An 11,923-nucleotide genomic window follows, 5' to 3' on the forward strand; every position below is an offset into this window, starting at 1 on the left:
AGTGATGAAAAACCGGGTGTGGATAAGTTAAACCGTCAGGTGCTGTTTGATCAGCTCCTGGGAGAGCCCGCTGATATCGCCCTTGGCGACAGGGCGGCCGCGGTCCATGATCACAAAGCGATCGGCGTATTTACGCGCAAAGGGGAGCTTTTGCTCTACTAGCAGCACGGTCAGGCCATCCTCTGCAATCAGTTGACGAATCACTTGGCCGATTTGTGCCACGATATTGGGCTGGATGCCCTCTCCCGGCTCATCCAAAATCAGAAGCTTAGGCTCAATCACCAGCGCTCGGCCAATGGCCAGCTGCTGTTGTTGACCGCCGGAGAGGTCGCCCCCCCGACGGTGTTTCATTTCCTTGAGTACCGGAAATAGCTCGTAGATGCGCTCAGGGATTTTTTTCAGCCCATCGGTTCGGGCGGCAAGGCCAGTACGCAGGTTCTCTTCCACTGTAAGCAGCGGGAATATCTGCCGCCCCTGGGGTACAAAACCAATGCCCAGCCGGGAGCGTGCTTCTACCGCTTTTTGGGTTAGCTCAACCGTTTCGCTGTCCGCTTGATAGCGAAGCTGCCCGCTTTTCACTGCCACTTCGCCCATGATAGCTTTCATCAAGGTGGTTTTACCCACCCCGTTACGTCCCATCACGCAGGTACACTGGCCAGCGGGCACGTCCAGGTCCAGATCCCAGAGCGTGTGACTTTCACCATAAAACTGATTGAGCTTTTCAATGGCAAGCATCAGGCCGCCTCCTCGTCATCAGCACCCAGGTACACTTCGACCACGTTAGGGTCGTTTGAGACCTGATCCATGCTGCCTTCGGCCAGCACGCTACCTTGGTGTAGCACAGTGACCTTGCGCGCAATCGAGCGCACAAAGCCCATATCGTGTTCCACAACGACCACCGATTGCTTGCCAGCAAGACCTGTTAGAAGCTCAGCGGTGCGCTCCATTTCCTGCTCGGTCATTCCCGCTACCGGCTCATCCACCAACAGTAAACGCGGGCGTTGCATTAACAACATGCCGATTTCCAGCCACTGCTTCTGGCCGTGGGAGAGAATGCCCGCCGGCTGAAAGCGCAGTGTGGTAAGGCCAATGGTTTCCAGCACTTCGTCGATACGGTCCTTGATTTCCCCGGTCATGCGGGCAGTCAGTGTGGGAAATATCCGTTTGTCAGCGGCCATGGCCAGTTCCAGGTTCTCGAACACGCTAAGCGCTTCAAATACCGTGGGCTTTTGGAATTTACGTCCGATGCCCAAACTGGCAATTTCCGGCTCGTTCATGTTGAGCAGATTATGGCGGCTTCCGAACCATACGCTGCCTTCAGTGGGCCGCGTCTTGCCGGTGATAATGTCCATCATGGTAGTCTTGCCGGCGCCATTGGGGCCGATAATGCAGCGCAGTTCGCCGTTATCGATGGTCAGGTTCAGGTTATTGATCGCTTTAAAGCCATCAAAGCTCACCGTGACATCTTCCATATACAGGATTGGGCCATGGCGCACATCAACCGGGGAGGCCGCTGGCGCCATAAACTCAAATACCCGGTCGCGCGTTCTAAGCGATTGCAACAGGCTCATGCGGTAGCCTCCTTGGTGATAGTGGGCGTCTTTTTGCGACGCTGTTTCTGCAGAAGCCCCGCCACGCCCTTGGGCAGCAGCACCGTCACCAGAACAAACATTGCCCCTAGGGCAAACAGCCAGGCATCGGGCATGACACCGGTAAATACGGTTTTGGCGTAGTTGACTAACATCGCACCAATCACCGCGCCATACAGCGTGGCTCGCCCACCCAACGCCACCCACAATACGATCTCAATGGAAAACAGCGGCGAGAACTCGCTGGGGTTGATGATGCCCACTTGGGGCACGTAGAGGGCGCCTGCCAGACCCGCGAGCATCGCGGAAACCACAAACACAAACAGCTGAAAGCGCTCCACCCGGTAGCCGATAAAGCGCGTACGCGCTTCCGCATCTCGAGTGGCCACACACACCCGGCCCAGCTTACTGGTAACAATGGCCCGGCACAGAATATAACCCAGCGCCAAGGCAACGCCGGTCGCCAGAAACAGTCCCAGCCGCGTGTCGTTACTACGCAGGTTGAAGCCTAAAAGCTCACGGAAGTCGGTCAGACCGTTGTTGCCGCCAAAGCCCATCTCGTTACGAAAGAACGCCAGCATCAGTGCAAAGGTGAGAGCCTGGGTGATGATCGAGAGATACACGCCGGTCACCCTAGAGCGAAACGCCAGGAACCCGAACACCAAGGCCAGCAGGCCCGGCGCCAGCAGCACCATGGCAAACGCGAACCAGGCCATATCAAAGCCCTGCCAATACCAGGGCAGGCTGTCCCAGTTGAGAAACACCATGAAATCCGGCAGCACCGGGTGGCCATAGGTACCTCGGTCACCAATCTGGCGCATCAGGTACATGCCCATGGCGTAGCCACCAATGGCGAAAAATGCCCCGTGACCCAGGCTTAAAATGCCCAGATACCCCCACACCAGATCCACCGCCACGGCCAGCAGCGCGTAGCTTAAATACTTGCCGAACAGGTTCACTGTGTAGGCGTTGACGTGCAGCGGACTGCCTTGGGGTACTGCCACATGCAGCACGGTGACGATCAGCAGCGCCGCGAACAGTACTCCTAGAAAGACCTGTGTAGCACGCTCGCCAAACGGGCAGGTTAGCCAAAACTGGCTTGAAGGTGGTTGTGTCATCATGGATTAGCCCTCCGCAGCCCGACCCTTCTGCGGGAAGAGTCCACGCGGGCGTTTTTGAATGAACAGGATGATAAAGACCAGCACGATAATCTTGGCGAGCACCGCCCCCGCCCAGGGTTCCAGCACCTGGTTGATCACGCCCAGCGAAAGCCCGGCCACAAGCGTGCCCCAGAGATTGCCCACGCCGCCAAATACCACCACCATGAATGAATCAATGATGTAGTTCTGGCCCAGGTTCGGCCCTACGTTAGTTAGCTGAGAAAGCGCCACGCCTGCAAGGCCTGCCACACCGGAACCCAGCGCAAAGGTCATGATATCCACGCGTGTGGCACGAATGCCCATGGAACGTGCCATGGCACGGTTTTGGGTCACAGCGCGCACTTCAAGCCCCAAGCGCGTACGGCGCATAATCAGCATTAAACCGGCAAACACCACCAGCGCAAACGCCAGTACGACCATGCGATTAATGGTCAGCGACAGCGCATCATTAATGACCAGCGAGCCACTCATCCACTCGGGGGTAATCACCGTGCGGTTAAGTGGTGAGATCCCTGTACGCACCAGTTGCTGCAGAATCAAGCTGATACCGAAGGTGGCCAGCAGGGTCTCTAGCGGACGGCCTTTGAGGAACTGAATCACGCTGCGTTCAATCGCCACGCCCACGAGTGCGGCGACCAGAAAGCCCGCTGGAATGGATAGCACTAGCGCAAGCCCTGGTTGGCCGGGCAACAGCTGCTGCATCATCCAAGTGGTATAGGCGCCGAGCATCATCAGCTCGCCGTGAGCCATGTTAATGACGCCCATCACCCCGAAGGTAATCGCCAAACCAATCGCGGCCAGCACCAGTACCGACCCCAGGCTCAGGCCAAAGTAGAGCGTCTCGACCCCCCGGTTGATTTTGAGGTTCTGCTCGACGCTCGCGAGCGCGTTGCGGGCGGCGTCGGCCACCACCGGGTCGTCGCCATGGGCGGCGCGGCTTAGCGCCACCCGAGCGCGGGGGTGCAGACTGCCGGTCAGCGCCTCGACGCCTTCCATTTCGCCCTGTTCGGTGCGATAAATCGCTACCGCCTGGCTTAGCCGGTTACGTACCTGGCCATCATCTTCCTCCAGGATCAGTTCATTGATGGGAGCAAGTAGCTCACCATCCACCTCGCCGAGCAGGCGGTTTGCGGAGGTACGTCGCCGCTCGACGTTGGGCGAATAAAGATCTACTACGGCAATCGCACTGCGCAGCTGATTACGCAGGGCATTATTAATTCCGATGCGATCCAGCTCCCGGCGCGACATCTCGCCAAGCGGCTCCCCGGTCAGCGCATCGGCAACCGGCCAGTTGCGGCCTGAATTATCCAGCACGACGATAAAGCGGCCGTCGTCTGAGCGCTGCAAGCGGCCATCCAGTAGCGCCTGCAGCCAGTCGCGGGCGCGCTCGTCATCGCTTTGCAAAACGGCGGTGATCGCTTCGCCTTTGTCACGGTAAGAGTCCACGTCCAGCGCCTCTAAAAGCGCATAGGCAGATTTATCATCGGGCGGGGTGACGTTTGTTTGCGCTTGGGCGGTCAGCGAAAGGCTTAACAGCAAGCAGCATACAAACCCCAAGGAAAGGAAACGCCTCATCGGGTTCTTCCTTTTATTTGAGTAAGAGATGGCGTGCCCCAAGCCACGCTAACGTGCTTGGGGGGAGGGTTGGATTACTCGGCCAGTGCTGCTTCGGCTTCTTCAGCGGCGGTGCTACCACCGCATGAGCCGTTCACAACGTTGAAGTTGCCGCACTCCATGGGCTTGCGCCAATCGGCAATCAGGTCACGCGAGCCGGGAAGAAAATCGGACCAGGCATCGCCCGCCACGGTTGACGGCGTCTGCCAGACGATGTCGAACTGGCCGTTATCCTGTACTTCACCAATCAGTACCGGCTTGGTGATGTGATGGTTGGGCATCATGGCCGCATAGCCGCCGGAAAGATTGGGTACCGTTACGCCGATGATGGCATCCTTCACCGCATCCACCTCGGTGGTACCCGCCTTGCGTACCGCTTCAGCCCACATGTTGAAGCCGATGTAATGCGCCTCCATGGGGTCATTGGTTACCGCTTCCTCATCACCAGTATGCTCAATCCAGGCATCGATAAAGTCGTAGTTCTCGTCGGCATCCACGCTCATGAAGTAGTTCCATGCGGCCAGATGACCAACGAGCGGTGCGGTGTCGATACCGGAAAGCTCCTGCTCGCCTACCGAGAAGGCGATCACCGGGATATCGGCCGCATCAATGCCCTGGTTGGCGAGCTCACGGTAGAACGGTACGTTGGCATCACCGTTGATGGTGGACACTACCGCGGTAGGTTTACCCTCTTCACCGAAGCGGCGAATTTCAGAGACGATGTTCTGCCAGTCCGAATGGCCAAACGGCGTGTAGTTGACCATGATGTCCTCATCTGCCACACCGTGCTCATCTTTCAGGAAGGCTTCCAGAATGCGGTTGGTGGTACGCGGATAAACGTAATCGGTACCCACCAGGGCAAAGCGCTCGATACCCACTTCATTGATCAGGTATTCAACAGCCGGAATTGCCTGCTGGTTGGGTGCAGCGCCGGTGTAGAAGACATTTTCAGATGACTCCTCACCTTCGTACTGCACCGGATAGAACAGCAGACCGTTGAGTTCTTCAAATACCGGAAGTACTGCCTTACGTGACACGGAGGTCCAGTTACCAAACACCACGTCGACTTCATGCTGAGCTAACAACTCGCGGGCGCGTTCGGCAAACAGCGGCCAATTGGAGGCAGGGTCGACTACTACGGCTTCCAGCTGGCGGCCCAGCAAACCACCGGCTTCGTTCTGCTGCTCGATGAGCATCTCCACGGTATCTTTCAGGGTGGATTCACTGATTGCCATGGTGCCGGAAAGCGAATGGAGAATGCCCACCTTGATGGGGTCATCTTCCTGGGCAATGGCCTGGGCACTTGCGCCCATTACGGCGGCGGCCAGTACAGAGGTGATAAAACGGCGAGAAGGATAGTTGTGTTGTGTGGCCACTTGAATCTCCTTGCACCCTTTGGTGAGGGCTCGTTATTTGAGCGTCGCGATCAGACCAGTGATGAGCTGCCAACGAGGCGGCGGGCCTGTTACGGTTACTAGCGGCTAGCCAGTTACTGTCGGCTATTCACTGTTCACTATTCATACTGCAAGGGATGCGCCACATTGAAACAAAAGCCATTAATAAATTTAGAATCAAACACTTAAAATCACACAAAAAACCCGACAACTTTCATAGCGCACTAAGTTGGCGCAATCGCGCAGACAGAATGCACGCTTACCATGCACCAAGACGATACCGTGCACCATCAAAGTGTTTTTTGCAGAAAACAAAAAAAGCGCCCTGGGTAGACCCAGGACGCTTCTCAGTAACTTCATCCAGCTATGGCGATATACGCTTATTCGGCGATAGCGCGTTTGCGGCGCTTCTTCAGCAGCGGCAGGCCCAGCGACAGCAGCGCAATCAGCAGCAGCGAAAGTGAAATCGGCTTATCAACAAACGTCATCCAGTCGCCACCGGAGATCTGCAGTGCACGGCGCATGGACTCCTCCATGATATTGCCCAGAATCAGCGCCAGAATCAGGGGGGCTGCCGGGAAGCCGAACAAGCGCATTCCCAGGCCCAGCAGGCCGAAGCCCAGCAGAAGCAGCAGGTCAAATACGCTAAAGCTCATGCCGTACACGCCGATCATGCAGAAGATTAGGATCAGCGAGAGCAGCAGCGGCTTGGGCAGGTCCAGAATCTTGGCGATCAGCGGAATCAGCGGCAGGTTAAGTACCAGCAAGAAAATATTGCCAATATACATACTCGCCACCACGCCCCAGAACACGTCCGGGCGCTGTTCAAGCATCATCGGGCCGGGCGTGACGCCCATCACCAGTAGTGCGCCCAAAAGTACTGCCGTGGTCCCCGAACCCGGTACACCCAGGGTTAAAAGCGGTACAAAGGAACCGGTACACGCTGCGTTGTTGGCCGCTTCAGGGGCAGCAACCCCTTTGATGTTACCCTGGCCAAAGGTATGGCCATCTTTGGCGATACGCTTTTCCATGCTGTAGCCCAGAAACGAGCCGATCGTGGCGCCCGCACCTGGCAGTACGCCAGTGAAAAAGCCCAGCACCGAGCTGCGGCTGACGGGTCCGGCGATCTCTTTCACTTCAGAGCGGGTCAATTTCAGCGAACCAATGGCATTGCGCGGTGCCTCTTTGCCGCCGCCGCCGCGCAGCAGCATGTAAAACACTTCAGCGAGCGCGAAAATACCCAGCGCGACCACCAGGAAGTCGATGCCGTCGAGCAAATTGATCGAGCCAAACGTAAAACGCTCGGTGCCGGTTTGCATGTCGATGCCCACAATCGAGATCATGACCCCCACAACCGCCGCAATTAAGCCTTTTACCAGCGATTTGTCAGACAGCGACACCACCGCGGTCAGGCCCAGCACCATCAGTGCAAAATATTCAGCCGGGCCAAAGCTGACCGCTACCTTGGAGAGCAGCGGGGCCACCAGCATCAGGAAAACGACCGACACCGTACCGCCCACGAAAGACGAATAGGCGGCAATGGCAAGCGCTTTACCCGCTAGGCCTTTCTTGGCCATGGGGTAGCCGTCAAACGAGGTGGCCACCGTACCCGCCACCCCTGGCGCGTTGAGCAGGATGGACGACGTAGAGCCGCCGAAAATAGCGCCATAATAAACCCCCGCCATGAGAATCAAGCCAGAAGACGGCTCCATGGCAAAGGTAATCGGAATCATCAAGGCAAGTGCACTGATGGGGCCTAACCCCGGCAGCATGCCGATAATCGTGCCGGCAAACACACCGGCAAAAACATAAGCAATATTGATCGGCTCAAGCGCGATGCCAAAGCCGTACATAAGATTGTTCAAGGCATCCATGGGATCTACCCTCTTAAAAACCTGCTCAGAATGGCGTTAGAAGGGCAGTAGGCCCGTCGGCAAATAGACATCCATGACGCGTGTCATGGTGAGGTAAAGCGCCAACACCACGCCTAGTGAAGTCAGCAGGTTCACGCCGTGGCGGCGGTAACCGTAATAGGCGGTCAACCCGGTACATAGCAGCGTGGAGGCGAGCACAAAACCCAGCGGTACCAGCAGGAAGGCGTAGGCGGCAATCGCCAGCGCCGTTACGATCACGCGCGCCCAGGGGGTCAGCAAAAGCGGCCCGTGGATGGTCGCGTCATCATCAATCGTATCCGCCCCGGCAATCGCACCCGGCTTTTCAAAAAACAGAAAGAGGGAGAGCAACAGAAGCGCTGCACCCAATACCTTGGGGAAAAGGTCAGAGTCGACCGGACGCGGCAGCGGAAACGTTGGCACCTGCCACGCCATGGCCAAATAGGCAGCAGCGAACAGCGCCAGCACCACTGCCAGCCACTGGTTGGTATTCAATTTAGTCATTGGAATTCTCCGGGAGCACACGCTCAGTCGTCACGGACAGGCGTCACGAACAGACGTACCCAGCGACACATGGGCCGCTGGGATAGCACAGTATTGCTCTATAGGGTGTTTATTGACGCAGCAGGCCGAGGTCGCTCAGCACGCTGCTGAACTGCTCTTGCTGCTCATCAAGGAAGGCACCAAACTCTTCGCTGTTCTGGTAAGCATCGATCCAGCCCAACTGGTCGCTTGCCTGACGCCAAGCGTCGGTTTCCAGCATTTCAGCGAACAGGTCTTCGTAGTAGGTGACCGCTTCCTCGGGCATATCCGGGGTGCCCATTACGCCGCGCCAGATATCGAAGGTGTAATCGATACCCTGTTCCTGGTAGGTAGGTACGTCAGCTAACGCACCGCCCAGACGCTCTTCGGCAGATACGCCCAGGGCGCGCAACTGGCTGCCTTCACCGAGCTGGCCTACGGACTCACCAGCACCGGTAATGACCGCTTCAATATGTCCGCCCATCAGGTTGGTCATGGCGTCGCCACCGCCCGAGAACGGGATGTAGTTAACGCTTGAAGCTTCAAGGCCCGCCGCCGAAGCAAGTCCAGCCACGGAGATGTGATCCATCGAACCCGGCGCGCTGCCACCACCCACGCTCAGGCGGGGGTTCTCTTTGAGTGCGGCAAACAGATCGTTAAGGTCCTGATACTCAGAGTCCGCAGCTACCAGAATGATCGAGTAGTCGGTATTGATGCGTGCCACCGGCGTGAAGTCGGTGTGATCGTAGCGCGATGCACCGGCAAGTGGTACCAGGATCATTGGCGGGCTGGTGGCAAACAGTTTGTGCGGGTTACCGCTATCACGGGCGATCTGTGCCCATGCAACTGCGCCGCCGCCGCCAGGTACGTTGATGGCCGCAAAGTTCCTGTCGGCCAGTCCTTCTTGCTGAAGGACGCGCGACATGGTACGCACCAGCGTATCCCAGCCGCCACCCGGGTTGGCAGGCGCCACGAACTCAATCGATTTGCTCGGCGTCCACTCCTGTGCCTGGGCGGATGTCATCATGCCTGCCAGGGCAGCCATCGGTAGGGCGATCACGGCTAAGCGCTTAAGCGAAAGCGAAGTCATTGGCGTTCTCCACATTTAAATGTTGTTGTGTGGTCCACTGTTATTATGTCGTGGTTACGCCGCGAACGTTAGAAGACGCCTGCCCTCTACGACAAGCTTGTGAACATAAAAAACAAAATGTTCTTTGTGGGCATTTTGTTCATTTTGTTCACGGCACGCCAATGTGTACGAACTCATGATCGGGTTAAAGCGACTCAAGCCAATCGTTTGCTGTCTCAAGCAGTCGATAGCGTCGCTCTGGGCGGCCCACATCGCCATAGCCAAGCTCTGCGCTAACCCCACGCTCTGCGACGAGAAACTCCAGGTAACGTCGAGCGGTAGAGCGGCTGGCACCCATGACCCGGGCGACCTGCATGGCGGTTAGCGGCGTCGCCTCGGCGGCCAGGGCTTCAACTACCCGCCTTAAGGTCAGCCGATCAATGCCCTTGGGCAGGACATTTGAGGCCTGGCGCGGCGCGTCCCCCGGCTGTAGCCGGGTAAACACATGGTCCAGCTCGTCCTGGTTCATCTCATTACGCCCGGCAAGCGCTTCGCGCTCACGCCGAAAACGGGCCAGCATCTGCTCCATGCGGGCCGCTTCAATAGGCTTGATCAGGTAGTCGAACACGCCGCCACGCAGCGCCTCGCTGATGGTGTCCACCTCGCGGGCGGCGGTCACCATGACGATATCCACATGGGTATAGTCGCGCCTGATCGCCCATAAAAGCTCCAGACCTTCGACATCAGGCAGGTAGGCATCCAGAAGTACCAGATGAATAGTGGCGGCATGCTTAGCCATTAGCGCCTTGGCTTCGCCGCCGTTGCGGGCAACGCCTGCGATATAAAAGCCGTCGCTTTGTTCAATAAACGCTTTATGAATATCAGCAATGCGAAAATCATCTTCAACGACCAAAATGCCGTATTGCGTTGCAGACATCACGTTCCCTCTAGCCGTTGTGGTCGTTTAAACGATCAAGGTGTGGTGCATAGCGAGCGGTCCAGTACGGCGATAAAGCATGCGCCACCCAGCTCACTCTCCTCAAGCGTCACCGCTCCGCCGTGCTGGCGGCATAGGCGCGCCACCAATGGCAGTCCAATCCCGCAATGCTTGCCGGTCTTGGTGGAAAAACCTTCCTGAAATATCGATTCAGCATGGGCCTCGGGCACCCCGGGACCATTGTCTTCAACCTCCACCAGCAGCTGTTCGCCGAGGTCGGTAAGAAACAGCCGCACCTTGGGCGCCTTCCCGTTAGGTCCATTCAGCGCCGCGTGGCAGGCGTTATCCAACAGGTTGCCCACCACACTCATCATCACTTCCTGGCCGGTGGGCGTAAGCGGGCTGGAGAGCGAGCTTTGCTCGTCAATCTCCATGGTCACGCCCAGTTCTCGTGCTCGGGTCAGTTTACCCAGTAACGTACCGCTGAGCACGGTATCGGCCACGTGGCGCATCAAAAAGCTCATCTGAGCCTGGGCGCGTTCGGTCTCCTGATGAATCAGGGCCAGCGCTTCATCAACACGCTTAAGCTGTAGCAAACCGGAAATGGTGTACAGCTTGTTAGAAAACTCGTGCGCCTGAGCGCGCAGCATATCCACGTCGCGGCTGGCCTGTGTAAGCGCCTGGGAGAGATCGATGATTTCCCGGCGGCTTCTAAATGTGGCCACCGCTCCTTCGATTTCCCCGTCATGAAGAATGGGCACCCGGTTGACCACCGCCGGATGGTCGCCCAGCCACATCTGCTGATCAAACTCCTGCTCACCGTGCTTGAGAACTTCCAATAGGCGGGTATTGGGAACCACATCCTGAATCGGCTGGCCCAGCATAACATGCTCATCGGGAAGGTTGAGAAACCGCCTAGCTTGCTGGTTGACCAGGGTAATATGGCCATCACGATTGACCGCCAGGATACCCTCATGGATGGATTGCAAAATGGCCTCTTTCTCCATGGCCAGCCGGGCAATTTCATAGGGCTCCAGGCCCAGAATCACTTTCTTGAGGTGCTGGGATAGCCAGTAGGCCCCGGCAAAACCCAGCGCAATCATCAGCACGACCAGCGCCCAGCCGAGGTTTGTGTAACGGGCGACATCCATCTCGACCCGGTCCATCATAAAGCCGACGGACACCACGCCGATGATATTGCCCTCTTCATCCCAGATGGGGGTTTTGCCGCGCATGGCCGTGCCCAGCGAACCGGTCGCCTCAGAAACATAGGATTGGCCATAGATCAGCGCCTGGTCGTTATCGCCGCCCACCATGGGCTGGCCAATACGCTCTACCACCGGATGCGAGTAGCGAATGGACTGGGCATTACCGACTACCACGTAGCGCGCGCCGGTTTCATGACGCACCCGTTCAGCCAGCGGCTGAATGATCATTGAAGGGTCTGGAATGGCAAAGGCGTTCACAATCTGCGGCATGCCGGCCACGGTTTTCGCCACGGCCAGTGCCCTCTCACCCATCTGGTGGCTGATAATATCCGCCTTGCGGTGATTGAGATATGTGCCCTGAGCCAGTAGCATGCCGGCCAGCAGCAGACCCACCAGCAGCATTACCTGTAACCGAAAGCTACGTTTATACCAGCGCCGTTTAGCGCGAGTACGGCGCCAGCGCTGCAATTCAGCTAAGGTACGGGGGCGGGAATCAGTCATGGCGGAACTCAAGGTGCGCGACAGCGTCATTATGACA

The 11,923-nt window shown here is 57.5% G+C and carries 10 protein-coding genes; all 10 read right to left on the bottom strand.

The features are described from left to right. Positions 1-27: 27 nt before the first annotated feature. Entirely contained in the window at positions 28-735 is a 708-nt protein-coding gene (gene urtE, locus ELY25_RS15955; protein ID WP_126952251.1) for an urea ABC transporter ATP-binding subunit UrtE, read from the bottom strand. Further along, complete coding sequence (urtD, locus tag ELY25_RS15960) at positions 735-1,571, bottom strand: urea ABC transporter ATP-binding protein UrtD (protein WP_126952252.1); 837 nt, start codon at positions 1,569-1,571, stop codon at positions 735-737. The genes urtE and urtD overlap by 1 nt, the downstream gene beginning before the upstream one ends. Further along, the gene (urtC, locus tag ELY25_RS15965; RefSeq protein ID WP_126952253.1) at positions 1,568-2,710 is read right to left on the bottom strand and encodes an urea ABC transporter permease subunit UrtC; all 1,143 of its coding nucleotides are present in this window, start codon (positions 2,708-2,710) and stop codon (positions 1,568-1,570) included. The genes urtD and urtC overlap by 4 nt, the downstream gene beginning before the upstream one ends. 3 nt (positions 2,711-2,713) lie before the next feature. After that, positions 2,714-4,324, bottom strand: a complete 1,611-nt coding sequence (gene urtB, locus ELY25_RS15970) for an urea ABC transporter permease subunit UrtB (RefSeq protein ID WP_126952254.1) — start codon at positions 4,322-4,324, stop codon at positions 2,714-2,716. Between the two features lie 74 nt (positions 4,325-4,398). Next, positions 4,399-5,676 (bottom strand): urea ABC transporter substrate-binding protein, encoded by a 1,278-nt coding sequence (gene urtA / locus ELY25_RS15975; protein ID WP_236995766.1) that lies wholly within the window; start codon positions 5,674-5,676, stop codon positions 4,399-4,401. Between the two features lie 461 nt (positions 5,677-6,137). Further along, positions 6,138-7,631 (bottom strand): tripartite tricarboxylate transporter permease, encoded by a 1,494-nt coding sequence (locus ELY25_RS15980; protein ID WP_126952256.1) that lies wholly within the window; start codon positions 7,629-7,631, stop codon positions 6,138-6,140. 36 nt (positions 7,632-7,667) lie between these two features. Next, positions 7,668-8,153 carry a tripartite tricarboxylate transporter TctB family protein gene (locus ELY25_RS15985; RefSeq protein WP_126952257.1) on the bottom strand — a complete coding sequence of 162 codons (486 nt, stop codon included), beginning with the start codon at positions 8,151-8,153 and terminating at the stop codon, positions 7,668-7,670. A 109-nt stretch (positions 8,154-8,262) separates the two neighbouring features. Then, a complete protein-coding gene (locus ELY25_RS15990; protein WP_126952258.1) occupies positions 8,263-9,261 on the bottom strand; it encodes a Bug family tripartite tricarboxylate transporter substrate binding protein in 999 nt (332 codons plus the stop codon). A gap of 184 nt (positions 9,262-9,445) precedes the next feature. Further along, positions 9,446-10,177: a response regulator gene (locus ELY25_RS15995; protein WP_126952259.1), complete on the bottom strand. Its 732-nt coding sequence runs from the start codon at positions 10,175-10,177 to the stop codon at positions 9,446-9,448. Positions 10,178-10,212: 35 nt separating this feature from the next. Continuing rightward, positions 10,213-11,886 carry an ATP-binding protein gene (locus tag ELY25_RS16000; protein ID WP_126952260.1) on the bottom strand — a complete coding sequence of 558 codons (1,674 nt, stop codon included), beginning with the start codon at positions 11,884-11,886 and terminating at the stop codon, positions 10,213-10,215. Positions 11,887-11,923: the final 37 nt, after the last annotated feature.

Origin of the sequence: Vreelandella populi, assembly GCF_003989825.1 — a bacterium.
GTDB lineage: Bacteria > Pseudomonadota > Gammaproteobacteria > Pseudomonadales > Halomonadaceae > Vreelandella > Vreelandella populi.

Coding starts and splice junctions, on each gene's coding strand:
- urtE (WP_126952251.1), bottom strand. CDS start 735: ATGCTTGCCATTGAAAAGCTCAATCAGTTTTATGGTGAAAGTCACACG.
- urtD (WP_126952252.1), bottom strand. CDS start 1,571: ATGAGCCTGTTGCAATCGCTTAGAACGCGCGACCGGGTATTTGAGTTT.
- urtC (WP_126952253.1), bottom strand. CDS start 2,710: ATGATGACACAACCACCTTCAAGCCAGTTTTGGCTAACCTGCCCGTTT.
- urtB (WP_126952254.1), bottom strand. CDS start 4,324: ATGAGGCGTTTCCTTTCCTTGGGGTTTGTATGCTGCTTGCTGTTAAGC.
- urtA (WP_236995766.1), bottom strand. CDS start 5,676: ATGGGCGCAAGTGCCCAGGCCATTGCCCAGGAAGATGACCCCATCAAG.
- ELY25_RS15980 (WP_126952256.1), bottom strand. CDS start 7,631: ATGGATGCCTTGAACAATCTTATGTACGGCTTTGGCATCGCGCTTGAG.
- ELY25_RS15985 (WP_126952257.1), bottom strand. CDS start 8,153: ATGACTAAATTGAATACCAACCAGTGGCTGGCAGTGGTGCTGGCGCTG.
- ELY25_RS15990 (WP_126952258.1), bottom strand. CDS start 9,261: ATGACTTCGCTTTCGCTTAAGCGCTTAGCCGTGATCGCCCTACCGATG.
- ELY25_RS15995 (WP_126952259.1), bottom strand. CDS start 10,177: ATGTCTGCAACGCAATACGGCATTTTGGTCGTTGAAGATGATTTTCGC.
- ELY25_RS16000 (WP_126952260.1), bottom strand. CDS start 11,886: ATGACTGATTCCCGCCCCCGTACCTTAGCTGAATTGCAGCGCTGGCGC.